21 protein-coding genes are annotated in these 24,733 nt (G+C 54.4%); 10 read left to right on the top strand and 11 right to left on the bottom strand.

What is annotated here, in order from left to right:
• Positions 1-326: 326 nt before the first annotated feature.
• Complete coding sequence (locus QGT73_RS00895) at positions 327-509, bottom strand: DUF4250 domain-containing protein (protein ID WP_123617001.1); 183 nt, start codon at positions 507-509, stop codon at positions 327-329.
• Positions 510-586: 77 nt separating this feature from the next.
• Here QGT73_RS00895 and QGT73_RS00890 point away from each other — a divergent pair, with 77 nt between their 5' ends.
• On the top strand, positions 587-769 hold the full coding sequence (locus tag QGT73_RS00890; RefSeq protein ID WP_280121070.1) for a hypothetical protein: 183 nt from the start codon (positions 587-589) through the stop codon (positions 767-769).
• A 265-nt stretch (positions 770-1,034) separates the two neighbouring features.
• Here the strand turns inward: QGT73_RS00890 and QGT73_RS00885 are convergent, their stop codons facing one another.
• Both QGT73_RS00885 and QGT73_RS00880 read right to left on the bottom strand, forming a co-directional pair.
• Complete coding sequence (locus QGT73_RS00885) at positions 1,035-2,765, bottom strand: RagB/SusD family nutrient uptake outer membrane protein (protein ID WP_280121069.1); 1,731 nt, start codon at positions 2,763-2,765, stop codon at positions 1,035-1,037.
• Positions 2,766-2,786: 21 nt separating this feature from the next.
• Positions 2,787-6,050, bottom strand: a complete 3,264-nt coding sequence (locus QGT73_RS00880; protein ID WP_280121068.1) for a SusC/RagA family TonB-linked outer membrane protein — start codon at positions 6,048-6,050, stop codon at positions 2,787-2,789.
• 523 nt (positions 6,051-6,573) lie between these two features.
• On the opposite strand from QGT73_RS00880, the gene QGT73_RS00875 reads away from it, so the two are divergent.
• Positions 6,574-9,750, top strand: a complete 3,177-nt coding sequence (locus QGT73_RS00875; protein WP_280121067.1) for a SusC/RagA family TonB-linked outer membrane protein — start codon at positions 6,574-6,576, stop codon at positions 9,748-9,750.
• Positions 9,751-9,823: 73 nt separating this feature from the next.
• Entirely contained in the window at positions 9,824-11,362 is a 1,539-nt protein-coding gene (locus tag QGT73_RS00870; RefSeq protein WP_280121066.1) for a SusD/RagB family nutrient-binding outer membrane lipoprotein, read from the top strand.
• Positions 11,363-11,812: 450 nt separating this feature from the next.
• Here the strand turns inward: QGT73_RS00870 and QGT73_RS00865 are convergent, their stop codons facing one another.
• The 7 genes from QGT73_RS00865 to mce form a co-directional block, all read right to left on the bottom strand.
• Positions 11,813-12,577 (bottom strand): tRNA threonylcarbamoyladenosine dehydratase, encoded by a 765-nt coding sequence (locus tag QGT73_RS00865; protein WP_280121065.1) that lies wholly within the window; start codon positions 12,575-12,577, stop codon positions 11,813-11,815.
• 217 nt (positions 12,578-12,794) lie between these two features.
• Complete coding sequence (locus tag QGT73_RS00860) at positions 12,795-13,145, bottom strand: hypothetical protein (protein WP_280121064.1); 351 nt, start codon at positions 13,143-13,145, stop codon at positions 12,795-12,797.
• A gap of 266 nt (positions 13,146-13,411) precedes the next feature.
• Positions 13,412-14,569 (bottom strand): sodium ion-translocating decarboxylase subunit beta, encoded by a 1,158-nt coding sequence (locus tag QGT73_RS00855; protein WP_280121063.1) that lies wholly within the window; start codon positions 14,567-14,569, stop codon positions 13,412-13,414.
• Positions 14,570-14,589: 20 nt separating this feature from the next.
• Positions 14,590-15,027 carry a biotin/lipoyl-containing protein gene (locus tag QGT73_RS00850; protein WP_280121062.1) on the bottom strand — a complete coding sequence of 146 codons (438 nt, stop codon included), beginning with the start codon at positions 15,025-15,027 and terminating at the stop codon, positions 14,590-14,592.
• A 37-nt stretch (positions 15,028-15,064) separates the two neighbouring features.
• Positions 15,065-15,994, bottom strand: coding sequence for an OadG family transporter subunit (locus QGT73_RS00845; RefSeq protein WP_123617009.1), 930 nt, complete (start codon positions 15,992-15,994; stop codon positions 15,065-15,067).
• A 17-nt stretch (positions 15,995-16,011) separates the two neighbouring features.
• The gene (locus tag QGT73_RS00840) at positions 16,012-17,565 is read right to left on the bottom strand and encodes an acyl-CoA carboxylase subunit beta (protein WP_280121061.1); all 1,554 of its coding nucleotides are present in this window, start codon (positions 17,563-17,565) and stop codon (positions 16,012-16,014) included.
• A 122-nt stretch (positions 17,566-17,687) separates the two neighbouring features.
• The gene (mce, locus tag QGT73_RS00835; protein ID WP_280121060.1) at positions 17,688-18,107 is read right to left on the bottom strand and encodes a methylmalonyl-CoA epimerase; all 420 of its coding nucleotides are present in this window, start codon (positions 18,105-18,107) and stop codon (positions 17,688-17,690) included.
• Positions 18,108-18,416: 309 nt separating this feature from the next.
• Here mce and pfkA point away from each other — a divergent pair, with 309 nt between their 5' ends.
• The 7 genes from pfkA to QGT73_RS00800 all read left to right on the top strand — a co-directional run bounded on the left by pfkA (position 18,417) and on the right by QGT73_RS00800 (position 23,818).
• Positions 18,417-19,397, top strand: coding sequence for a 6-phosphofructokinase (gene pfkA, locus QGT73_RS00830; protein WP_280121059.1), 981 nt, complete (start codon positions 18,417-18,419; stop codon positions 19,395-19,397).
• Positions 19,398-19,590: 193 nt separating this feature from the next.
• Positions 19,591-20,244: an ABC transporter ATP-binding protein gene (locus QGT73_RS00825; protein WP_280121058.1), complete on the top strand. Its 654-nt coding sequence runs from the start codon at positions 19,591-19,593 to the stop codon at positions 20,242-20,244.
• Between the two features lie 12 nt (positions 20,245-20,256).
• Positions 20,257-20,943 carry a hypothetical protein gene (locus tag QGT73_RS00820; RefSeq protein ID WP_280121057.1) on the top strand — a complete coding sequence of 229 codons (687 nt, stop codon included), beginning with the start codon at positions 20,257-20,259 and terminating at the stop codon, positions 20,941-20,943.
• 214 nt (positions 20,944-21,157) lie between these two features.
• The gene (locus tag QGT73_RS00815) at positions 21,158-21,391 is read left to right on the top strand and encodes a 4Fe-4S binding protein (protein ID WP_123617016.1); all 234 of its coding nucleotides are present in this window, start codon (positions 21,158-21,160) and stop codon (positions 21,389-21,391) included.
• A 37-nt stretch (positions 21,392-21,428) separates the two neighbouring features.
• Positions 21,429-22,511, top strand: coding sequence for a 3-methyl-2-oxobutanoate dehydrogenase subunit VorB (locus tag QGT73_RS00810; protein WP_280121056.1), 1,083 nt, complete (start codon positions 21,429-21,431; stop codon positions 22,509-22,511).
• A complete protein-coding gene (locus QGT73_RS00805; protein ID WP_280121055.1) occupies positions 22,508-23,269 on the top strand; it encodes a thiamine pyrophosphate-dependent enzyme in 762 nt (253 codons plus the stop codon). Before QGT73_RS00810 ends, QGT73_RS00805 begins: the two co-directional genes overlap by 4 nt.
• A 12-nt stretch (positions 23,270-23,281) precedes the next feature.
• Entirely contained in the window at positions 23,282-23,818 is a 537-nt protein-coding gene (locus QGT73_RS00800; protein WP_123617019.1) for a 2-oxoacid:acceptor oxidoreductase family protein, read from the top strand.
• Between the two features lie 89 nt (positions 23,819-23,907).
• Here QGT73_RS00800 and QGT73_RS00795 read toward each other — a convergent pair whose 3' ends face one another.
• Positions 23,908-24,717, bottom strand: a complete 810-nt coding sequence (locus tag QGT73_RS00795) for a thioredoxin family protein (RefSeq protein WP_123617020.1) — start codon at positions 24,715-24,717, stop codon at positions 23,908-23,910.
• Positions 24,718-24,733 lie beyond the last annotated feature (16 nt).

Genomic DNA, 24,733 nt, shown 5'->3' with positions numbered 1-24,733 from the left:
CCGATTTTCGCTGTTTTTTTAGTGTATGCCCGGTTTTCAACTTCCTGAGAATCGAATATACGAACTAATCTCGAAAAATTCCAGATTATTCTAAAATATTCAATTCTCAGAGGCTTTAATCAGAGGAGTTCTGCAACACCCTCCTGTTGCCCCTGGGCGGGAAGGGGGATGCCGAATGGGGTGGATGGGGTGGATGGGCCGAATGGGGCGAATGGGGCAGATGGGGCGGATGAGGCAGATGGGGCTGCTGGGGTGACTTGGACTGAGTTTGCATTGGTCCATTGGCCTTTCGATGATTGTTTTGTTGTGACTGGCTCGAGGGGATTTTACATTGTAAATTGGTCGCGGGTTTTGTCGTAGGTGAAGCCGGCGGCGGTGAGGGTGTTGATGAGGGTGGCTTTGTCGATGTCCTCTGATGCGCAGAGTTCGTCGAGGGTGGGGTATTGGTCGCGGAGTTTCATGTTGATGTAGCTGTATAGCATGAAGGGGTCGCGGGGTAGTGTGTCCATTTCTTAAAAGGGTTTATAAAAGGTGTATAATAATAGGTGTGAAACCGGGGGCAAAGTTAGCTAAAAATAGGGATATTATGGAGATTAAAGTCAAATGGGGCTTGTGGGCTGCTTTTCGCGCTTCCGCGCTCACACTTTTTCAAATGGGGAAGGGCGAGCTGAAGCTCGCGAGCGGGGGACAAAGCTGCGCGCTGTCGGGTGATGGGATGGCGATGGGATGGCTGGCGAGGGGATGGGCCAAATGGGCCGAATGGGGCTGATGGGGTGGATGGGGTGGATGAGGGGGAGGGGGGAGATGGGATGGATGAGGCAGATGGGCCAAATGGGCCGAATGTGGAGGATGGGGTGGATGCCTATGGGGGTGGATGAGGGGGGGATGTGACAAAAGTCTCAAAAGAAACCGGGGGTTTCTTTTGAGACTTTTGGATTTTGGTGTCTTTTTTTGTGCCTTTTTGGGGCTTTTTTGTGCCTTTTTTGGCACCCTTTTTGGGGTGCCTTTTGGGGCTTTAATGATATGTGTGATTATCAGTTGCCGAAGATGTATTCGGGAGAGTCGCTTGAGGGGCGGATGGGGGTGGGGTTGTTCTTGCCCGAGAGTGCGAGGTTGTAGTCAGCCTCGGTGCCGATGATACACCATGTCATCCACTGGGGTGGTGTGGTGGTGTTCCAGCGGGTCTGCATGCCGTGGTTGGTGTTGGGGTAAGAACGTATGATGCCTTTGTTGAGACGTTTGATGTCGAATGTGGCAAGGCCTTCGCCCCAGAACTCTACACGACGCTGCCACCATACTTCGTTCTGGAAGGCTGTGGCGTAGTCGCTCTGATAGGTCTCGTTGTGTGTGCCGTATACGTAGTCGGGGTCACGGAGCTTGGCGAAAGCGGTGAGGAGCTCTACGCCCTTGGGTTCGCTGAGCATACCTGCTGCCTCGGCTTCGATGAGCATCATTTCCTCGACACGCATCAGGGGTACTGACACGCAGAAGCCGATGTGCTGGTTGTCATAACCGGCGGGGCCTCCTGCGGGACGGAATTTCACCGATACGCCGCCTACACCCTGCTCGTATTCTGAGCCGATGTTTTTGAGCACCATGTTTTCGGGGAAGTCGGAGTTGTGTTCACGCACATACTCGATGGCTGCGTCGATGGCTGCATTAATTACTTCGTCGTCTTCGGTGGCATAGGCTTCGTTGAGGTCTTCCTGGATCTTGAAGTCGATGAAGCAGTTTTTGCGGGCGTCGCTTGCGGGGATCGTCTCGAAGAGATGACGGTCGATGTGGAAGGGGTAGCCGTAGTTGGAGGCGTATCCGCAACCGTTCTCGGCGGTCAGCTCGGTGATCATCCATGAGCCCCATGAGGAGTCGGCGTCGTTTTCGGTGATGTTCTTGTCGTCAGAGTTGAATTTGGTCGAGAGCATCCACGCGCTGTTGGGGGTGTTGAAGCCGGTGGTGCGGTCGGTGTACTGCGCTGCGGTCATGGCAGTGTAGCCGGCCTGGGCTTTGCGGGCATACTCGGCGGCGTTGGTCCAATCCTCCATCACGAGATAGGCGCGGGCTTTGAGTCCGTAGACCACCGACACGTCGGGAGTGGTGTTGTCGGGACGCGAGTAGTTGGCGAGAAGAGTCTCGGCAGCGTCGAGGTCGCTGATGATGAACGCCCACATCTGCTCGTTGGTGGCGCGGGGGTTGTTGATCGATTCGGGGATGGTGGTTTTCTCTGTGATGATGGGCACGGTGGGAGCCTGACTGTTGATGCCGTAGGTCTCGGGTGCATACATGCGGGCAAGGTCCATGTAGTAGAATGCGCGCATGGCGCGTGCTATGCCGGCATACACGCGGTCGTCCTCGTCAGTGGGATTGTCGCCAGTAACCTCGAGGGTGTTGTCGCAGTTTTTGATCCAGCCGTAGTAGTATGTCCATGGCAACTGACATTTGGCATAACCGGGGCCGAGAGCTACACCGCAGAATTCCCAGGTGGTGTACCAGTTGGAGTTGCCGTCACCGTTGACCATGTCCATGCCCTGTGTGTCACGAAACAGTATGGTCGATGTATAGCCATAGTCGTCAGCGTCGGTGCTGGAGGGCTGATAGATAAACTGTCCGCTCATGCTGCTTGTGATACCGGTAGCGAGCTTTTCGGCCGAGTTGGGAGCCTTGTTGAGCTGATCCTGAGTGACCACGCTGGTCATGGGATCAATCTCCTCGATGCAGCCGGTGGCAAGAAGCGAGGCTGCTACGAAAGGAATATATAGTAATTTCATTTTGGTCATGAGTTGTAAAGATTAGAAGTTAACCTGAATACCGCCCGAGATGTTGCGTATGGGGTTGTAGGCCGATACGGATGCCGCCGAGGTGTAGGAGTAGCGGGGATCGAAGCCCTTGCGCTTTGACCAGTAGCAGAGGTTTTCGCCCTGAACATACACGCGGAGGTTGGAGATCTCTTTCCAGAAGGAGGGGAGAGTGTAGCCTACGTTAAATGAGGCGAAGTTGAGGTAGCTTGCGTCGGTGAGGAAGCGGTTGGACTTGTAGACGGTGTAGGAGTCGCCATACTGCCAGCGGGGGATGTCGCTGGTGGTGTTGGTGGCTGACCAGGAGTTGGCCCAGTCCTTGTGCCAGTTACTGCCGTTGGGGCCGCTGTTGGGGTCCATATAGTTCATGTAGCGGGTGTCGAACATCTTGCCGCCGATCTGATAGTCGAAGGCTACCGACATGTCGACGGGGCCGACCTTGAGTGTGGAGCTGAAGCCGCCGTAGAGTTTTGGCAGACATGAGCCCTGGACATACTTGGTGGCGTTGTTGGGGTCGGTGGTGGTGAGGTCGCGCTTGGTGCCGGGACGGTTGGTCACGGAGGTGTACACGCCGTTGCTCTCGGTGCAGAGGTCGGAGTCCATCCAGTAGAGCTGACGTCCGTCTTCGGTGAGGCCTGCTACTTCGGGGAGGAAGAGCTCATACATAGAGCCGCTTTCGTGATACCATGAGGTGACGGTGCGGGAGGCGTCGGACTGAGAGAAGCCGCCGAGGTAGAGGGTCTTGGACTCGGGGAGCTTGAGGATGCGGTTCTGGTTGTGTGTGAAGTTGAGGTTGATGTCCCAGCTTACGAGCTTGTTGCGTATGATGCCGCCGTTGAGCTGTACTTCTACACCTGTGTTGCGGATGTCGCCGAGGTTGCCGTAGTAGCCGCGTGCGCCCATCGACTCGGGTATCGAGATCCAGAAGAGGAGGTCGGTGGTCTTCTTGTTGTAGAAGTCGACGCTACCGTTGAGGCGGTTGCCGAAGAGACCAAACTCTACGCCGATGTTGAGGTTGGTAGTGGTCTCCCAGGTGATTTCCTCGTTGCCGAAGTTGCGGAATGAGGGGGCCATGTCGGTGGGCGACGAGGGTGCGATGTCGTAGGTGTTGATATAGTTCCAGTTGCCGATGTTGTCGTTGCCCTGCTGGCCGAGAGAGGCTTTGAGCTTGAGCATGTTGACCCATCCTTTGTCCTGGAGGAAGTCTTTGTTGATAATCCATGCGCCGCCTACCGACCAGAAGTTGCCCCAGCGGTGATCCTTGGCGAAGCGGGAGGATGCGTCGCGACGGTAGGACACGCTGCCGAAGTATTTGCCGGCGTAGTCATACTGTCCGCTGAGGAAGTAACCCTCGACGTTGTAGGCCTGCTTGTAGCCGGCGGATGTCAGTTTGGTGGCGAAGGCGTTGATTTCCTGAATGTCGGGGGAGAATCCGCCGGTGGCTGTTGCGGAGAGATATTTGGTAGTGGTCTTGTAGTATTCGTGACCGATCATGGCGTTGACATTGTGCTCGCCAAACGAGTTGGTGTAGGTAAGGGTCTGCACATTGTTGGTACGCATCGACTCGGTGTTGATTTTCTGGATGCGGCCGTTTACGTTGGTCGAGGGACCGAAGTAGGGGTTGTCATACTTGCTCTGGATAGTGTTGCCCCAGATGACGTTGCTCGAGATGTTGGCCTTGAGCCAGGGGGTGAGCATGAAGTCGGCTGTGAAAGTGCCGTTGAACTGGTTGCCTGACTGAGAGTTGTTGTTGTAACGGTTGGCACCGAGGGGGTTGCTGTTGGCGAGGAAGGGACGGTTGAGAGTCACGTTGCCGGGGAGGTTGCCGAATCCGTTCTCGCGGTTGCCCACACCGAAGTCATAGAGCTGTCCGTACTCGTTGCTCATGATGTAGGGGTTGCCGTTGGCATCGACGCCGCGTACAAACACGGGGAAGATGGGGGCGATGCTGTTGCAGAAATACATTATGTTGGTGCTGCCGAGGGTCTGGTCCATGTTGGGGTTGGACTCGGTGTCGGAGTGGAGATAGGCCACGTTGGCACCGAGCTTGAGCCAGGGCTTGGCCTGATAGTCGGCCTTGAGGCGAGCTGAGAGACGCTTGTAGCTTGAGTATTCGATGATGCCGCCTTCGTCAAGATAGCCTACGGAAGCGTAGAACGAGGATTTGTCGGTGCCGCCGTTGACGCTGACGTTGTATTCCTGACGCAGAGCTGTCTTGTAGGCAAGATCGGTCCAGTCGTCGTTGATGAGGTAATACTGCTGTCCGTTGGTGGCGGTATAGGTGCGGCCGAGGGTGGCGTTGGGGTTGATTTTGCCGTCGAGGCCCACGAGCTGCTCGCCGTCGGGCACGTTGTAGATGTTGTAGTTGCCGAGGAAGCGAGTCATGTTGTTGTTGGCGAGCAGGTTGGCGCGGTCGGCAGCCTGTCCTGTGCTCAGGAAGTAGTTGTTGAGGGTAGCGTAGCCGGCCTCGTAGTATTCGGCGGGAGAGTCGATGACGTCATAGTCCTGGTCGGCGCGGGTGTTGGCACCCCATTTCATGTCGACCGACACTTTGGCGTGCTCGGAGTTGCCGCGCTTGGTGGTGATGATGATCACACCTGCCGCACCACGGGCACCGTAGAGAGCAGCCGAAGCGGCATCCTTGAGCACGGAGATTGACTCGATGTCGCCCTGGGGGATGTTGCTGAGCGAGGCTGTGTAGGGAGAACCGTCTACAATCACGAGGGGATCGGTCTCGGCATAGAGCGAGGCGATACCGCGGATGTTGATTTTTCCGTCGTTAGAGCCTGGTGCGCCGCTCGAGCCACGCATCTGGAGGCCGGGGACTGTACCGACAAGAGCTTCGGCCACGTTGGTGGCGACACGTTTGTTAAGCTCTTCGGCACTTACTACTGAAGCCGAACCGGTAAAGGCTGATTTTTTAGCTGTACCGAATGCTACAGCGATTACTTCGTCGAGTTTGTTGTCACTCACGAGGTTGATGACCATCTGTGAGCCGGGGGTGATGTCAAACTCCTGTGTGCGCATGCCCACGTAGGAAACGGAGATCTTCTTGACCGACTCGGGGAGGAGCATGTCGAAGACGCCGTCGATGTTTGTGACTGTACCTGTCTGGGTGCCGACACCCATTACGGTAGCACCCACCAAGGGTTCACCGCTGTCTTCACCAAACACGATGCCTGTTACTCTCTGGCTCTGGGCCAAAGCGGTGACGCTTATCGCGAAGATGGTAACAAGTAGAAGAAACAGTTTTTTCATACTTGAGATTTAGATTAATTATAGTTTGATAATGGTGTTGTCGTATATAAGCCGTCCTCCCGATGGCCTGATCTCATATGGGCATATGTCGATAAGGCGCATTATCGGAAGTTGGTGAAACTCTTATGGAAATTTATATTGTACCTTTGGCTAAGAATTGCATTTTCTTAAAAATTACAGCGCAAAAGTAACACTTTTTAAGCTGACTTTAAAGGATGTTGTGTGAAGAAATGTTAAATATGTGTTATTTTACTTGCAAAAATACTGCATAATATATTTTGCGGCTGACATAATGCCATGAGTTAAAGCTGTAAACAAGCATAAAATTATGAAAGCTATTTTGAGTGAAGATTATATAATTTTCACGTGCGGATAATGCGCCTTTTCGGTTTACCTAACTTCCGATAATGCGCCTTATATACATATGAGTATATGTATTTCGGGCCATCGGGAGACGGCTTATAAGAATAGGATTACAACATATCACAATCTATTATTTAACCGTTATTTATTTTAATCAAGTATGAAAAGAATCGTTCTTCTACTTGTGGCAGCCATCACTATGAGCCTGTCTCTGTCGGCACAGAACCGCACAGTCAGGGGCATAGTGTTTGGTGTTTACAACGGGACCGACCCTCTGGTCGGTGCTACCGTGATGGGAGTAGGGACCAACATCGGAGTAACTACCGACATCAACGGAGTGTTTGACATCACACTTCCCGAGTCAGTGAAGAAAATCCTTGTCTCCTATGTGGGCATGAAACCACAGGAGTTTGACATCACACCCGACAAGGAGATGGTGGTGACACTCCAGAGCGACACCTCGCTCGACGAGGTGGTGGTGACCGCCTTCGGCATGAAGCGCGACCGCAAGGGTCTCGGATATGCCGTGCAGGACCTCAAGGCCGAGGACCTCAACACCTCAGGCACCACGTCGCTCTCGAGCGCGATGCAGGGCAAACTCTCGGGCGTAGAGATACGTCCCTCGTCGGGTGCTCCCGGCGCGTCGAGCAACATCACTATACGCGGTGTCCGCTCATTCTCGGGCAATAACGCCCCGCTCTATGTAATCGACGGCATGCCCGTAGAGTCGACCCCCGACGTGGTGCAGACGGCCAACTCCATGGTGAGCAACGCAAGCTATGCCGACCGCTCCATCGACATCAACCCCGACGACATCGAGTCGATCAACGTGCTCAAGGGCCAGGCCGCTGCCGCCCTCTACGGCATACGCGCCACCAACGGTGTGATTGTCATCACCACCAAGCGCGGCTCGGGACTCTCGTCGTCCAAGCCGGTCATCACCGTGTCGACCGACCTCGCTTCGGAGCGCGTGTCGCGCAAATTCAAGCATCAGGACGTGTATGCCCAGGGTATGGGGGGTGTCTATGACCCCACCGCTTCAATGACATGGGGTCCGAAGATCTCAGAGCTTCCCAACGATGCCCGATATGGCGGCAATACCGACAACCAGTATACCCGCCTCTATGGCAAGCACGAGGGAATGTATTACAACCCCAAACGTGCCCAGGCCGGTCTGGACGGATGGACTACCCCGCAGATTTATGACAATACGGGCGACTTCTTCTCAAACGGATTTACCGAAAACGCCAACTTCTCCATCTCGCAGCGCACCGACCGCACCTCGTATGCCTTCGGTCTGAACAACTCTCACCAGGAGGGCGTGGTGCGCAACACAGGCCTCGACCGCTGGGGCGCACGCGGCGCGCTCGACTGGCACATCAACAACGAGTGGAAGCTCGGATTTACCGCCAACTATGTGCACACCAATATCCGCACGGCTCCGCAGGCCAACTCGGGTATAGTCAACGTGGTCTACTCGGCTCCGGCGGAGTATGACCTCAAGGGGATCCCCTCGTCAGTGCCGGGCAATCCCTCGCAGCAGATCTCGTTTCGCTCCACCACTTTCAACAACCCCTACTGGTGGGCCGAGAACAATGCCTACACACAGTCGACACAGCGATTCTTCGGCAACGCCTATGTGGAGTATCGTCCCGCCATCAACTGGGGCGACAATCTTGACCTCGTGATCAAGGAGCAGCTCGGCATCGACGCCTATACCTCACGCTACTCCAACATACAGGAGGTGGGCTCGGCCGGCAATTCCTCGGGTTATATAGAGAACGAGAGCTATACACGCCAGATATTCAACAACCTCATCACGGCCAACTTTACCGCCGAGCTCGGTGCCGACCGCGAGTGGACTCTCGGTCTCATGCTCGGCAATGAGGTCAACAACGACCATCTCACCGCTACGGACTATATCGGTTCGGGACTCGCGTTTTACGGCCAGCCGACCATCGGCAACTGCGCATCGTTCACCTATGGCTACGAGGCACCCTCACAGGATCGCACTGTGGGTCTCTTCTTCAACGCCTCGGCTTCGTGGCGCGACATGCTCTTCTTCAATGTGACCGGCCGTAACGACTGGGTGTCGACGATGCCCAACGGCAACCGCTCGTTCTTCTATCCTTCGGTGTCGCTCGCGTGGGTTTTCACCGAGCTTGAGGCTCTTAAGGGCAACCGTGTACTGACCTTCGGCAAGCTGCGCACATCGTATGCCGAGGTAGGCCAGGCCGGCACATATCTAAACAACTTTGCCTACACTCCGACCTATGGAAGCGGATTCTATGGTTTCTATCCTGTCAACTATCCCATCAAGGGGCAGACATCGTTTGTGCCCTATTGGAAGGAGTATGACCCCGCGCTCAAGCCTCAGACCACCAAGAACTATGAGGTGGGTCTCGACCTGCGTTTCTGGGATGACCGCGTGAAGCTGGAGTATACCTACTCCTATCAGGATGTGCGCGACCAGATATTCGAGATACCCATGGACGGCTCGACCGGCTATCAGAGCATCGTGTCGAACGGCGGACGCATCACTACCAACACTCACGAAATCAATGCTTCGGTCACTGCCTATACCTCCAAGGATTTTGACATAGACCTCGGTCTGAACTGGACGAAGTATGAGTCGATGGTCAAGGAGCTCGCTCCCGGCGTAGACAATATCATGCTCGGCGGTTTTGTGGAGCCTCAGGTGCGTGCCTATACGGGTTATGCCTATCCGGTAATCTTCGGCAAATCGTTCATGCGCGACGAGGCCACCGGTCTGATGCTTCTTGATTCGGACGGCATGCCGATGACTTCGGGTGAGTCGACCGTGATCGGCAAGTGTACCCCCGACTTCAATATGGGCTGGAGCACCAATATACGTTACAAGCGTTTCAATCTCTCCTCCACCTGGAGCTGGCAGAAGGGCGGACAGATGTATCACGGCACTTATGGCACCATGCAGATGTTTGGCGCGACCACCGAGTCGACCGACCGCGATATGCCTCTCCATGTCAGCGGCATCGACTATGAGACGGGCCAGTATGTGGAGCATGACGTAGACCGCTTCAGTTGGAACCAGATTTATTATGACTGCTCGGAGTCGATGATTGTCGACACTGATTTTGTCAAGCTGCGCGATGTCACGCTGACTTATCAGTTGCCCCGTCTGGGAGTGTTTGACATCAGTGTCTACGGTTTTGCACGCAATGTGCTTGTGTGGGCCAAGATGAACGATTTCGACCCCGAGTCGTCGGTGGGCAACAACAATGCCGGCGGTTATTTCGAGCGTTTCTCGCTGCCCAACACAGCATCGTTTGGCGGAGGCCTCAAGCTCACCTTTTGATCAATTAGCAATTAGTAATTAATAATTAGTAATTGGTTGATAATATATAATTTATAAAATCGCTATAACAATTATGAAATTATACAGACTGATTCCTGCCGTGGCTCTGCTTTTTGCTTCGTGCTCGGAGGATGAGATGGACCGCATCAACACTGATTATGGCAATCCGCCGGTCAGTGTCATCAATGGCCGACTGATGATTACGGATGCCATCACTTCGACCGGTTTTTCGACCGCGAGCGGTGACTATGCCTATTATACTTCGGTGTATAATGAGCAGATATTCGGTACGGGTAATAACCAGTTGAAGAATGCCGAGCTGAGACAGATTTCGGAAGTGGCCGGGTCATCGACATTCAATAACGTGTGGAACAGCACCTATGCCAATCTTCTCAATCTCAAATATATCATGGCCAAGTGTGGCGAGGGCGGACTCAATGAGGGTCAGAAAGACCTCCTGGGTATGGCTCAGGTGCTTGCTGCTGTCAACTGGGGTATACTCACCGATATGCACGGTGACATCCCTTGCTCGGAGGCTCTGCAGGGCGGCGCGCTCAAGCAGCCTAAACTCGATGCGCAGAAGGATGTGTATGACTACATATTCACTCTTCTCGACAGTGCCATAGCCAATCTCACCGACGCTCAGGCCGAGGGTATGGCCAATGTGGGCGAGCAGGACATACTTTATGGCAACGATAATGCCGCGTGGCTCGCTGCGGCTCATGCTGTCAAGGCCCGCTATAAGCTCCACATGACTGTGCGCGACACCAATGCTGCCGCCGAGGCTCTCGCCGAGGCCAAGGCCGCGCTTGCCGCGGGATTTGAGGGTATGACGCTCGACATTTATGACGGCACCGAGTCGCTGATGTCGCCCTGGCCGGCTTTCCAGTATAGCCGCGACTATTGCGCGTGCTCGACCACCGTGCAGTCGCTGCTTAAGGAGCGTCAGGACCCCCGCGAGAATATATACATATATTATTATAGCGCGGGTGATGCTCTCGACCCTTCCGACCCTGATTATTATGCTCCCGTGTGTGGCACTCCCGGCGATGAGTCACAGGCTACGGCTTCGGGCGCATGGGATCTGAGCGCGCCAAGATGGATAGCCTATAATATGGCGAGTGACTATCCGCTCTATCCTGCGGCCACGACCCACATCGTGTCGCTCGCCGAGGTCAACTTTATCATAGCCGAGCTTCAGGCACGCAATGGCGACGACTGTACCGACGCACTGACCGATGCCGTCGAGGCAAGTTTTGCCGACTCGCGTTCATTCGGCACAATCGGCATGACCGCCGCCGACTATGTGGCTTCGCTCTCGTCGCGCCTGTCGGCCGACGCGGTGGGCGAGGTGATGGTGCAGAAGTATCTCTCGCAGTGTCGCGACGAGCAGGCCGAGACTTACAATGACCTGCGCCGCTGCAAGGCTCTGGGCAAGGAGTATGTGGTCATGACCAATCCCAAGAATGTCAACGGTTCGTCCAACCGCTGGCCGCTGCGTCTGCCCTATGGCAACTCGGGCGTGTCGTCCAACCCCAATGTGCGCGCAGCCTACGGTGACGGACTCTATGTGTTCACAGAGCCTGTGTGGGTATTCGGAGGCACACGATAAGGAATTTGTTTCGTAAGCAATCATAAAGGACTCAAAAGCCAATGGAGCTTTTGAGTCCTTTAATATTATGAGGGTGTTACTTAGAGGGGGGCAAAACACCCGAAAGCAGATAATTTGTAGACTGTTGTAGCCAGGAAAGGCCCGTAGGGCCTGTGCGAGTTTAGGCCATGGCAAGCACCCGCGTAAGCGGTGCGCAGCCATGGTATAAAGACAGATATAAACGATGCGCCGCGTAGCGGTGCTACAAAGTGTCATGAAGGTAATTCACTGCGACTTAACGTTTTGATACGCTTGTATTGTTGTACCGCTACGCGGCACATTCTGTGGATAATTGTTCTGTACCATGGCTGCGCACCGCTTGCGCGGATGCTTGCCATGGCCTAAACTCGCACAGGCCCTACGGGCCTTTCCTGGCGGTAACTGATTAAATCATAAGTTCTGCAAACCCTCTTATTGTTTACTTATATCCTGTATGACGAGCGAGGCGAGGGTTATGCCGAAGATGGCTGTGATGTGCATCAGTGAGCCGTTGGTGGCGACTTTGTTGAATGTCATCGGGGCTGTGGTGTGGGTCGGAGTTGCAGGGGGCTCGTAACCGGGATGGTTGGGGATGAGCTCGTCGGAATAGACACACTTGAATTTGTGGGCTGGGAATATGCCCGACTTTTTAAATTTGCGTCGTAGGGCGGCTGCGAGCGGACATCCTTTGACTTTCCAGAACTCGGCAACAGCGATGCGTGAGGGGTCAATCTTGAGGGCTGCTCCCATTGATGAATAAAACCGGGTGTGGCCGCCGCGCATGGCTTGGGTGGCGTTGAGTATGAGCAGGGCTTTGTCGGCCAGCGAGTCGATGGCGTCGATGATGTAGTCGTAGTCGCCGAGCTGCCATGACGAGGCTGTGTCGGCGTTATACAGGCCGTGGACGGCGGTGATTTCGGCCTGAGGATTGATGTCGAGCAGACGTTGCCTTAGCACGTCGACCTTGACCTGTCCGACGGTCGATGTCAGTGCCGGAAGCTGACGGTTGATATTTGACTCGGCCACGCGGTCGGCGTCCACGATGGTGAGACGTGCGATACCTGTGCGCACGAGTGTCTCGGCGGCCCATGAACCGACGCCCCCGACGCCAAATAGGATGACGCGGGCCTGTGACATACGATCCAACGCTTCATTGCCTATGAGACGTGCCGTGCGGTCGAAAGTTTCAGAAAACACGTGTTTTTGGGGTGGGGAGGTTAGAATGAGGTTAGAATTGGGAATAAGAGGTGTGTTTCACAACAAATCAATGTCATGAGTCGTGTTTAAACAGCCTCTAAATTAAAATTGATCCACTTTGGCTTAACATTTGCGAAGAATCACCCTCTAAGGGTCTCGCTCTTGTCAATGCCTGACACTCTTACTAATACTGTGAGGTTTTAAAATTATACTGTCCTTAATTGGCAATCGCTTCGCGTAAGCGTTGCCACATGGATGGTCTGTCGTCCTCAAGGCGAAGGTGGATGTTGACTTCGGAGTCTTCTTTGTTGAGAAACACTATGGCCGCCGGGAGTACGATAGCTATGACTGTCTCAAACTCCACAATCTCATGGATGCGTTTGAGTGCTATGGATGCAAACGGCGATGAGGGCTCGACGCTGCCGATGTAGATGTTTTCCTCGTCGATAAATATGCCGTGATTATCGAGAGCATAGTCAAAGAGGTGGCCGATGTTGAGTTCGTCGGGGCTTTTTGGCGGCTTCTTGAACTGACGGTAGAGCGTCTGTATTACTTTCTTTGTTACCATATCATCCATTGATTAAGTGAGGGGGGGGCTATGCACGTCTTTACTTAATGGCCGTGAGGGGGTAGAAAAAGATGTAACCCAAATCACCTTGTAAGGGATATCGGGGGGGTGATGAACTTTATTTAAAGGGTCAAGTGCAAAGAACGATGTATCTGGTATTAAAACGCTAAACAGTTGTGTAAAGTTCTTAAAAATGTTGGAAAAATAAGAATGGGTGTTGCGCCCGTTAGTCATCAACCGACGCAACACCCTGTAGGAAGGCTCTTTTATGCCAGGAATCCGAGGAGGACACCAGCAGCAACAGCCGAGCCGATCACGCCGGCTACGTTGGGGCCCATGGCGTGCATGAGCAGATAGTTGGAGGGGTCATACTCGAGACCGAGATTGTTGGAGATACGGGCCGACATTGGCACGGCCGAAACTCCGGCGTTGCCGATGAGGGGGTTGATCTTCTTGTTGGCGGGCAAAAAGAGATTGAAGAGCTTGACGAAGAGCACACCGCTTGTCGAGGCAATCACGAAGGCCATGAATCCGAGAAGGAAGATGCGGATGGTCTCGGAGGTGAGGAATTCGGAGGCCTGGGTGGACGCGCCGACAGTCATGCCGAGGAGTATGGTCACAATGTCGGTGAGGGCATTGCTTGCAGTCTTGGCAAGACGGTTGGTGACGCCACACTCGCGGAGCAGGTTGCCGAAGAAGAGCATGCCAAGGAGGGGTATGCCCGATGGCACTACGAAGCATGTGAGTATCATGCCGACGATGGGGAAGATAATCTTCTCGTTCTGCGACACTGCACGTGCGGGCTTCATCTTGATGAGACGCTCGTTTTTGGTGGTGAAGAGTCGCATGAGCGGCGGCTGTATCACGGGCACGAGGGCCATGTAGGAGTAGGCCGACACGGCGATGGCACCCATGAGGTTAGGCGCGAGCTTGGACGACAGGAAGATGGCCGTGGGGCCGTCGGCACCGCCGATGATGGCTATCGCGCCGGCCTGGTCGGGGGCAAAGCCGAGCAGGAGGGCCACCATGTAGGCACCGAAGATGCCAAACTGAGCGGCCGCACCGATGAGCATGAGTTTGGGGTTGGCGATCAGGGCCGAGAAGTCGGTCATGGCACCGATGCCGAGGAATATCAGCGGCGGATACCATCCTGCGCTCACACCGTTGTAGAGGATGTTGAGCACGGAGCCCTCCTCATAGATGCCGATTTCGAGTCCGGCGGTGGTGTTGAAGGGGATGTTGCCGATGAGTATACCGAAGCCGATGGGCACGAGGAGCATGGGCTCGAAGTTCTTCTTGATGGCGAGCCATATGAAGAACAGACCCACGACAAGCATCACGAGATGCTCCCATGTGGCGTTATAGAAACCAGTCAGGTGCCAAAACTCCTGAAGGTTCTGCATAATGAAATCTCCAAAAGTCATAATTACATGCAGTTAAGAGATTATTCGAGAGTAATGAGAACGGCACCGTCGAGCACCGAGTCGCCCACGGACACGGCTATGGAAGCCACCTTGCCGTCGCGGCCGGCGTGGATGGCGTTTTCCATCTTCATGGCTTCGAGCATTACTACGGTGTCGGCAGCTTTTACGGTGTCGCCAACCTTTACATTCAGGCCTACGACCACACCGGGGAGTGGGGCCTTGACCTGATAGCCTCCGACGGGAGCAGCCTGGGGCTTGGCGATGACCTTTGCGCCGGAGTCGGTGCGAGGTGCGGCTGACGGACGGGGCTTGGTCACGATGGTGACGGGCTTGTCGGTCTTTTCGAGCTCAACCTTGTAGGGGACACCGTTCACTTCCACCTTGGCGAGATTGTTGTCTATGTCGCCCACTTTCACCGTGTAGAGGTTGCCGTTGATGCGATACTTGTATTCTTTCATGATTTGATGCTAATGAATAGAGATTGAGGGGTGATGATTAACGGCGCGGAAGCTCGCGCAGTGAGTAGATTTTAGAGCTCCATGGCGAGTAGGCACGACGCACCTTGTTGATGGTGAGGATTGTGCTCTCGCGGTCGTGAGCGTCGAGGTGGTCATGAAGAGCCATGGCGATGGCTGCGATTTCCTCGCCCGAGTCATGCTCGGTGTGACCTTCGGACACTGTGTCGGGACGGGTCTCGGCCAGAGCTTTCTCCTTGCGGCGGGCCGACATGGTGGCTCCGATGCGGCTGATGATGTAGAAGCATGTGGCCAGCACGAGCAGAGCCGAGAATACGATACACATGGCCATTACAGCCATGCCGCCGCCACGGGCGTCCTGCTCGGCAAACATATCCACCTTGGAGTTGGTGCTCTTGATGATGTTGTTGCTCGAGGGAGTGATGTATTTGGCGTCAGAGCCGTCGCGCACTTCCCATGCGTCGGGGTTGCCTGTGCCGCCTTCGCCGTCAATCTTGCGGGCGTAGGTCTGGCCGGGCTTTAGCGACGCGGGCACTGTAATCTCATCGATGAGCGACTTGCCGTCGGCATCATAGATGGCGATATAGTTGTCCTGGCCGGGAGTGAAGGTGAACGAAGTGTGGAATGTGCCTTTGTTGGGCTGTCCGTCGGCCCAGAAAAGTATGTGCTGACGGGTGGGAATCTCGGTGTTTACGTCACCGAGGGGCACCGGATAGAGAGTGGGGCATGCGGGGTCGTTGGTCAGAAACACGCTTGAGATCTCAAGCGGGCCGAAGGTGGAGTTGAAGAGCTCGACCCAGGCTGAGTACTGACCGAAGTCGTCGACCACGCTGGTGGAGTCGTTGACAATCATCACCTCGTTGATCCTGAGGCCGCGACGCCCCTGGGCCGAGATGGCGATGACGCCGGCGAGAGCGACCACCAAGAGGGTTAATATTCTCTTTTTCATATCTGTGAAACGGTGTCTTAGAGGGGTATGTTACCGTGTTTCTTGGCAGGGTTGACCACTTTCTTGGTGGCAAGCTGCTGGAGAGCGCGGATGATGCGGAAGCGGGTGTTGCGCGGCTCGATGACGTCGTCGATGTAGCCGTAGCGAGCTGCATTGTAGGGGTTGCAGAACAGCTTGTTGTATTCCTCTTCCTTCTCCCTGAGCACCTTGGCGGGGTCGTCGGAAGCCTTGGCCTCCTTGGCATAGAGCACCTCGACGGCACCTGCGCCACCCATCACGGCAATCTCGGCGGTGGGCCAAGCGTAGTTCATGTCGCCGCGGAGCTGCTTGCACGACATCACGATGTGGCTGCCGCCGTAGCTCTTGCGGAGTGTGACGGTGACCTTGGGCACGGTGGCTTCGCCGTAGGCATAGAGCAGCTTGGCTCCGTGGAGGATCACGCCGTTGTATTCCTGGCCTGTGCCGGGGAGGAAGCCGGGAACGTCGACGAGGGTCACGAGGGGGATGTTGAAGGCGTCGCAGAAGCGTACGAAGCGCGCGCCCTTGCGCGATGCGTTGCTGTCGAGCACACCGGCGAGATATTTGGGCTGGTTGGCCACGATGCCGACGGCCTGGCCGTTGAAGCGGGCAAAGCCGATGATGATATTCTTGGCGTAGTCGCGCTGTATCTCGAGGAACTCACCGTTGTCGATGATGGCACCGATGACCTCATACATGTCGTATGGACGGTTGGCCGAGTCGGGAATAATCTCGTTGAGCGAATCCTCGAGACGGTCGATGGGGTCGTTGCACTCCACCAACGGCGGCTCTTCGAGGTTGTTCTGGGGGATGAAGCTGAAGAGCTTGCGGATGATAGCGAGAGTCTCCTCGCCGTCCTCGGCTGCGAAGTGGGCCACGCCGCTCTTCTGTGAGTGTACTTCGGCACCGCCGAGAGCCTCCTGGGTAACATCCTCACCGGTGACGGTCTTGACTACCTTGGGACCTGTGAGGAACATGTAGGAAATGCCCTTGGTCATGATGGTGAAGTCGGTGAGCGCGGGGGAGTATACGGCACCGCCGGCGCAGGGGCCGAGGATACCCGAAATCTGGGGAATCACACCCGATGCAAGGATGTTGCGCTGGAATATCTCGGCATAGCCTGCGAGAGCGTTGATGCCCTCCTGGATGCGTGCGCCGCCCGAGTCGTTGAGGCCGATGACGGGGGCACCCATCTTCATGGCCATATCCATAATCTTGCATATCTTGAGAGCCATGGTCTCGCTGAGCGAGCCGCCAAAGACGGTGAAGTCCTGTGCGAACACATAGACGAGACGTCCGTCGATGGTGCCGTAGCCGGTGACAACGCCGTCGCCGAGATAGCTCTTCTTCTCCTGACCGAAGTTGTGGCAACGGTGACGCACAAACATGTCGATTTCCTCAAAGGAGCCCTCGTCGAGTAGCTGTGCGATACGCTCGCGGGCAGTATACTTGCCACGTTCGTGCTGCTTCTGGATGGCTTTCTCGCCACCGCCCAGACGAGCCTCCTCGCGCAAGGCGATAAGCTCTTTTACTTTTTCAAGCTGATTGCTCATAATATAGTTTTAGAAATTAAAATTTAAAATTTAAAACGTAAAATCACCGCGGCCGCAGAGAGGCCGCAAGGGTGATGATATAAAATTCTAAATTTTAAATTTTACATTTTGGATTTTAAATTTTATTTTTTGGGGCCCTCGCAAAGCTCAATGAGCGTGCCGCAGGTCGATTTGGGGTGAAGGAAAGCTATGTTGAGGCCCTCGGCACCCTTGCGTGGAGCCTTGTCGATGAGCTTGCAGCCTTTCTCCTCAACTTCGGCAAGAGCGTTGGCTACGCCGTCCTCGATGGCAAGTGCGATGTGCTGGATGCCGCCGCGGCCGCCGTTGTTGGCGATAAACTTGCTGATCGCGCTCTCGGGAGCTGTGCCCTCAAGAAGCTCGATCTTTGTCTGACCGATGCGGAAGAATGCTGTACGCACCTTCTGATCTTCTACTTCCTCTATGGCAAAGCACTTGATGCCGAGAGTGTTTTCATAAAATGCGATGGCTTCCTCCAGGTTGGGGACAGCGATGCCGACGTGTTCGATATGCGAAATGTCCATTGTTTAGTATTATTGATTTATGGTTGATTTTTCTATATACAATATATAATCGTCGCAAAATTAAGGAAAAAATTCCGTAATCCACCAACAATATGCCGACCAAACTTGTGTATATAAATGTTAAGTTTTATAAATGGCATATTTTTTCGCCCGCGCGGCTGAAAGTATGAAAAGTTTTGGTTAAATTTGTGGCTTAAATAAAACTTTCACAGGCTCAAATTTTGAAAGTTATAAAATAGGTAAGAAAAGGTAAAAAGATATAACACTTGAGTTGGGCTTGCGAGACTAAAATTATATATAGAGATTATTATGTCAGCAATTAAATGTGTGGGCATACTCACCTCAGGAGGTGACGCCCCCGGAATGAATGCAGCCATCCGCGCGGTGACCCGTGCGGCCATCTATGGCGGTCTTAAAGTCAAAGGCATCTATCGCGGATACAAGGGTCTGATTACCGACGAAATAGTTGAGTTCAAGACTCAGAATGTGTCAAACATCATTCAGGCCGGCGGCACTATACTCAAGACTGCCCGCTGTAAGGAATTTACCACGCCCGAGGGGCGTCAGTTGGCTTATGACAATCTCAAGCGTCAGGAAATCGACGCGCTGGTGGTCATAGGCGGCGACGGCTCGCTCACGGGCGCACGCATATTTGCCAACGAGTTCAATATCCCTATCATCGGTCTGCCCGGCACCATCGACAATGACCTCTACGGCACTGACTCGACCATAGGTTATGACACTGCGCTCAACACCATCATGGAGTGTGTCGACAAGATACGCGACACGGCTACCAGTCACGAGCGGCTGTTTTTTATCGAGGTCATGGGTCGCGACGCCGGTTTTCTCGCTCTCAACGGAGCCATCGCTTCGGGTGCGGAGGCTGCGATTATCCCGGAGATTTCGACTGAGGTCGACCAGTTGGCCGAGCTTATAGAGCATGGTTTCCGCAAGAGTAAAAATTCGTCGATAGTGCTTGTGGCCGAGAGCCCTGTGACCGGCGGAGCAATGGGTCTTGCCGAACGTGTCAAGAATGAGTATCCCGGCTATGACGTGCGAGTGTCGATACTCGGTCACCTGCAGCGCGGTGGTTCGCCTACTGCCTATGACCGTATCCTTGCTTCGCGCATGGGTGCGGCGGCCATAGATGCTCTGCTCGAGGATCAGCGCAATGTGATGATCGGTGTCCGCAACGATGAAATCACTTATGTGCCTTTCTCCAAGGCTATCAAGAATGACAAGCCTGTCAAGCGCGAACTTGTTGACACTCTGAGACGCTTATCTATTTAATTCCGCTACGCGGAAGGTTATAAGGTTATGAGGTTATAAGGTTATTTTCCGCTGCGCGGAGGGTTATGGGGGGTATTCTCTGATAATTCAAAAAAACTTCGACCTCTAACCCTTATAACCTCAAAACCTTCCGCGAAGCGGAAAATAACCTCATAACCTCATAACCTTATAACCTTCCGCGTAGCGGAGTCTTATGATTGAAGTCTGTAATATTAATAAGAGCTACGACGGGCTTAAAGTGCTGAATGATGTGAGCCTGACTATTGCCGACGGGGAGTTTCTCTCTATCGTCGGTCCGAGCGGTGCGGGCAAGACTACATTGTTGCAGATAATCGGTTCGCTTGAGTCTCCCGACAGCGGTAAAGTGTTGTATGACGGCACTGACATCGTTACGATGAAGGAGGGACGGCTCGCGGCATTCCGCAACCGTAATATGGGATTTGTGTTTCAGTTTCATCAGTTGTTGCCCGAGTTTACTATGGCTGAAAATGTGGCCATGCCGGCTATGATAGGGGGCATGGGTCGCAAGGAGGCCATGGCCAAGGCTGCCGGTCTGCTCGAAACTCTCGGTCTGGGCAACCGTCTGGAGCATCGCCCCAATCAGCTTTCGGGGGGTGAACGCCAGCGTGCGGCGGTGGCCCGCGCTCTTGTCAATGATGCGCGCGTCATTCTGGCTGACGAGCCTTCGGGAAGCCTTGATTCGCATAACCGCGAGGAGCTCTACCGGTTGTTTTTTCAGTTGCGGGAGTCGACGGGCAAGACTTTTATCATTGTGACTCACGATGAGTCGCTGGCGGGTAATTCTGACCGTGTGGTGCATATGGCTGACGGACGAATAGTTTTATAAAATTTCCAGTAAATGATTATTTTATCATCAGCTATCAAATATCGTCTGGCAGCATCGGCTGTCGTGTTGCTTTCGCTCTGTTCGTGTGGAGAGGATGGCGTTGACGGGCCGGTAAAGATGACGTGTACCGACCTGGTCACTTTTTCCGGAAATGTCGGCGAGCGTGCGACTTTCACGTTTCAGAAGATGGACGATTCGCCAGAGATAACTCTTACGGCTCAATCGACTCTTGCCTCAGATGATATAGAGGCCGGTACACGTCTGCTTATCAGTTATATACCCGAAGGGAATCAGGCTTATGTCTCGGGCCCTGTGACGCTGCTTGGCGGACGTGTGGTCACTCAGTCGGCCATCACTGCCGAATGGCGCGACGAGTATGATGCCTGGGACAAGGACAAGGTGTATGTGTACAGCGCGTGGCGCACAGGTCCATACCTCAATGTGCATGTCCGGCTTACCTATTCGGCCGAGCCCCGCATATTCTGCCTTGCGGCCGACCCTGCTACGCTCAATTCGGCGTGGCCCGAGGTGTATCTTGTGCATGTTATCGACGGAGATGTCGACAATCATGACCGCGCCTATTATGCGTCGTTTGATATAAGCGAAGTGTGGTCGCGTCCATCGACCGAGGGTATAAGGCTGCATGTGGCAAACAGTAACCTTGATAAACAAATTTTCACATTTGCCAAGGGGCTCTGACTTCTGTATGGCTCCAACATTCTATTGCATAACTTATTATAATATTTGCGCAAGGGCCTGAAAATTGTGCCAATGGTTAAATTTCCATTAAACTTACATGCGTAAGAGGAATTTTGCGTATATTTGTGTTGTATAACATAAATTAAGGTTGCGATTTTAAGGACATTCATCACCGACGACATTCCTGCAATCACAACGCTGAAACACTATAACTATGGCAAGAATATCAGGTGCAGTGGACATAGACCGCGAGAGATGCAAGGGTTGCGACCTTTGTGTGGTGGCGTGTCCGTGCAATGTGCTCAAGCTGCAGACCAAGGATGTCAATGACCGGGGCTATCACTATGCTACCGATGTCGAGCCTGAGGCCTGCATAGGATGTGCCGCATGTGCGACCGTCTGTCCCGACGGGTGCATCACGGTGTATCGCGTAGTTGAGAAATCATAACCTCATCCCCCATCCCCAAAACCCCATACGACGCGATATGGAAGAAGAAGTAACATTGATGAAAGGCAACGAGGCGATAGCCCATGCGGCCGTGCGCTATGGCGTGGACGGCTATTTCGGCTATCCCATCACGCCGCAGAGCGAAATACTCGAGACCCTCGAAGAACTCATGCCCTGGGAGACCACCGGCATGGTTGTGATGCAGGCCGAGAGCGAAATCGCAGCCATTAATATGGTATATGGCGGAGCCGCCACCGGCAAAGCCTGTATGACCTCATCGTCAAGCCCGGGCGTCAGTCTCAAGCAGGAAGGCATATCCTATATAGCCGCCGGCGAGCTGCCCGCACTCATAATCAACTGCATGCGCGGTGGCCCCGGACTGGGCACCATACAACCCTCGCAGAGCGACTATTTTCAGGCCTGCAAGGGCGGCGGTCATGGCGACTATCATATGATAGTGCTCGCACCGGCTTCGGTGCAGGAGATGGCTGATTTTGTAGGACTCGGTTTTGAGCTGGCTTACAAATACCGCAACCCCGTGATGATGCTCGCCGACGGCGTGGTGGGCCAGATGATGGAGCGTGTCAAGCTCCCGGCTCCGCGTCCGCGACGCACCGACGAGGAGATAGCCCGCCAGTGTCCATGGGCTGTCACCGGACGCACCGGCGGACGCAAACCCAACATCATGACTACACTTGAGCTCGTGCCGCAGGCTATGGAGGAGCACAATCTGCATCTTCAGGAAAAATATCGCCTCATCGAGCAGAACGAGACCCGTGCCGAGGAGCATTTCACCGATGATGCCGAGTATCTTATCGTGGCCTTCGGATGTGTGGCCCGCATCTGTCATAAGGCTGTGGAGGATGCCCGCGCCCAAGGTATCAAGGTCGGACTGCTGCGACCCATCACCCTTTGGCCCTATCCGGCCGAGGAGATAAAGCGGCTGAGCCGTCAGGTCAAGGGCATACTTGTCGTTGAGCTCAACGCCGGCCAGATGATCGAGGATGTGCGTCTGAGCCTCGACCGCATCATTCCCGTCCACCACTTCGGACGCATGGGCGGCATAGTCATGGATCCCGACGAGGTGCTCGTCGCGCTTAAAGAAAAGTTTGAGTTATGACAAAGGAAGAAATCATTCAGGCCGGCAGTGTTGTGGCATGCAAGCCACATCTGCTCAACGATAATACCATGCACTATTGCCCGGGTTGCTCCCACGGTGTGGTGCACAAACTTGTGGCCGAGGTCATCGAGGAGATGGGTGCCGAGAATATCGCCATAGCCATCGCCCCGGTGGGATGTGCGGTCATGGCCTACAACTATATCGACATTGACTGGATCGAGGCTGCCCACGGACGTGCGCCGGCTGTGGCGTCGGCTGTTAAGAGGCTCAATCCCTCGCGCCTGGTGTTTACTTATCAGGGTGACGGTGACCTCGCCGCCATAGGCACCGCCGAGACTATCCATGCGGCCAACCGAGGCGAGAATATCGCCATAATCTTCATCAACAACGGCATCTATGGTATGACGGGCGGTCAGATGGCCCCCACCACGCTCGAGGGCATGGTGACATCGACCACTCCTTACGGCCGCCGTGTAGACATAAACGGTTATCCGCTCAACATCTCTCGGTTGTTGGCCCAGTTGCCGGGCACCTGTCTGGTGACACGCCAGAGCGTACACACCGCTCCCGCTGTCAAGAAGGCCAAGAAGGCCATACGACAGGCTTTTGAAAACTCCATGGCCGGCAAAGGCACTTCGGTGGTCGAGATTGTATCGACATGCGTGTCGGGCTGGAAGATGACCCCCGAGAAGGCCAACGAATGGATGGCCGAACATATGTTTGAGCACTATCCTCTGGGTGATCTCAAAAACGTCTGAATCAAAAGAGCTATGAAAGAAGAAATCATTATAGCCGGCTTCGGCGGACAGGGCGTGCTCTCCATGGGCAAGATACTGGCTTATGCCGGACTGATGGACAATCTGGAAGTGACCTGGATGCCGGCCTACGGGCCCGAGCAGCGCGGCGGCACGGCCAATGTGACCGTAATCCTCTCCGACTCGCCCATCTCAAGCCCTGTGCTCAACAGTTATGACACTGCCGTGATACTCAATCAGCAGAGTCTCGACAAGTTTGAGTGTAAAGTCAAGCCCGGGGGCACACTCATATATGATCCTTACAGCATACACCATGCTCCCGCCCGCACCGACATCACTGTCGTGCCGGTCGACGCAATGGAGGCGACGTTTGAGCTGTCGTCGTCCAAGAGTTACAACATGGTGCTGCTCGGCGCGCTGCTCAAGGTGCGTCCGCTCGTGAGTGTCGACGCTGTGATGCGCGGACTCAAGAAGACTCTGCCCGAGCGTCACCACCATCTGCTGCCGGTCAACAAGCAGGCTATACTCCGCGGGCTCGAGTTGCCCAAGTGAGGTGTTTGTTAACAGACATAAAATATAACAGAGGCCTCGGAAGAAACGTTTCTTCCGAGGCCTCTGTTATATTTTATGTCAGAGAGCTGTCATTCCTCGAGCAGACCTTCCGACCGGAGGATGGCTTCGTAGGCTGAGGCAGTGTCAGAGGGTGTGCGGCGCATCATCTTGAGGCGGCCTGTGTAGGAGCGGTGGATAGTGGTCAAGATTTGTCCGAGCCTTATGCGGCCTACGATGGCCGCTATGCCTTTGCGGTTGTCCATCAGGTGGGCAAATCCTGGGCAGTCCATATCGCCAAGCTGACCTATCAGACAGAGTATGTCAGGGTCGGCAATCTCTTCGGCCGAGAGGGTCACCATGTAATCGCTGATGACGGCGCGGGCCTTGCCGGGTGCGGGACGATGCAGGGCGTTGACATAGTCGGTCAGGAGCTTGATGTCACGTTCACCTGCTTCGTAGCGTTCCTCCATGGCACCAAGTTGGAGAGCTTCCTCCACGCGTTTGATAAACTTTGCGGCCTGCTTGGTGGCTCCACCCTCGAGCTTGGCATAAAGCGAGCCGTCGGGACGCAGCAGCAGGAAGGTCGGATAGATGCGTACACCATATTTTTTTGCTATATATGTGTTGTCTTCGGCCTCGAGGTCTTTCATCACGCTGACAAAGCGGGGATTCATGAACACTCCGCACGAATCCATCGGGAAGATGTGCCGTGCCATATATTTGCATGGCCCGCACGATGGAGTGTAGCAGTCGACAAATACCAGTTTGCCTTCTTCGGCTGCCTTGGCTCCGGCCTCTGGCAGCGTGAGGTCGTGAAACAAAATACCCTCGCCATGCGCCGGTATGGCGCATGACACGAGGATATTAAGTATGAGTAATGCTGATTGTAATATTCTCATGACTCTACAGAGCTGT

The organism is Duncaniella muricolitica, from assembly GCF_910574735.1.
GTDB lineage: Bacteria > Bacteroidota > Bacteroidia > Bacteroidales > Muribaculaceae > Duncaniella > Duncaniella muricolitica.
Note: the sequence above shows the minus strand (reverse complement) of the source record. Positions and strands in the feature narration are given on the sequence as shown.

Coding starts and splice junctions, on each gene's coding strand:
- QGT73_RS00895 (WP_123617001.1), bottom strand. CDS start 509: ATGGACACACTACCCCGCGACCCCTTCATGCTATACAGCTACATCAAC.
- QGT73_RS00890 (WP_280121070.1), top strand. CDS start 587: ATGGAGATTAAAGTCAAATGGGGCTTGTGGGCTGCTTTTCGCGCTTCC.
- QGT73_RS00885 (WP_280121069.1), bottom strand. CDS start 2,765: ATGAAATTACTATATATTCCTTTCGTAGCAGCCTCGCTTCTTGCCACC.
- QGT73_RS00880 (WP_280121068.1), bottom strand. CDS start 6,050: ATGAAAAAACTGTTTCTTCTACTTGTTACCATCTTCGCGATAAGCGTC.
- QGT73_RS00875 (WP_280121067.1), top strand. CDS start 6,574: ATGAAAAGAATCGTTCTTCTACTTGTGGCAGCCATCACTATGAGCCTG.
- QGT73_RS00870 (WP_280121066.1), top strand. CDS start 9,824: ATGAAATTATACAGACTGATTCCTGCCGTGGCTCTGCTTTTTGCTTCG.
- QGT73_RS00860 (WP_280121064.1), bottom strand. CDS start 13,145: ATGGTAACAAAGAAAGTAATACAGACGCTCTACCGTCAGTTCAAGAAG.
- QGT73_RS00855 (WP_280121063.1), bottom strand. CDS start 14,569: ATGACTTTTGGAGATTTCATTATGCAGAACCTTCAGGAGTTTTGGCAC.
- QGT73_RS00850 (WP_280121062.1), bottom strand. CDS start 15,027: ATGAAAGAATACAAGTATCGCATCAACGGCAACCTCTACACGGTGAAA.
- QGT73_RS00845 (WP_123617009.1), bottom strand. CDS start 15,994: ATGAAAAAGAGAATATTAACCCTCTTGGTGGTCGCTCTCGCCGGCGTC.
- QGT73_RS00840 (WP_280121061.1), bottom strand. CDS start 17,565: ATGAGCAATCAGCTTGAAAAAGTAAAAGAGCTTATCGCCTTGCGCGAG.
- mce (WP_280121060.1), bottom strand. CDS start 18,107: ATGGACATTTCGCATATCGAACACGTCGGCATCGCTGTCCCCAACCTG.
- pfkA (WP_280121059.1), top strand. CDS start 18,417: ATGTCAGCAATTAAATGTGTGGGCATACTCACCTCAGGAGGTGACGCC.
- QGT73_RS00825 (WP_280121058.1), top strand. CDS start 19,591: ATGATTGAAGTCTGTAATATTAATAAGAGCTACGACGGGCTTAAAGTG.
- QGT73_RS00820 (WP_280121057.1), top strand. CDS start 20,257: ATGATTATTTTATCATCAGCTATCAAATATCGTCTGGCAGCATCGGCT.
- QGT73_RS00815 (WP_123617016.1), top strand. CDS start 21,158: ATGGCAAGAATATCAGGTGCAGTGGACATAGACCGCGAGAGATGCAAG.
- QGT73_RS00810 (WP_280121056.1), top strand. CDS start 21,429: ATGGAAGAAGAAGTAACATTGATGAAAGGCAACGAGGCGATAGCCCAT.
- QGT73_RS00805 (WP_280121055.1), top strand. CDS start 22,508: ATGACAAAGGAAGAAATCATTCAGGCCGGCAGTGTTGTGGCATGCAAG.
- QGT73_RS00800 (WP_123617019.1), top strand. CDS start 23,282: ATGAAAGAAGAAATCATTATAGCCGGCTTCGGCGGACAGGGCGTGCTC.
- QGT73_RS00795 (WP_123617020.1), bottom strand. CDS start 24,717: ATGAGAATATTACAATCAGCATTACTCATACTTAATATCCTCGTGTCA.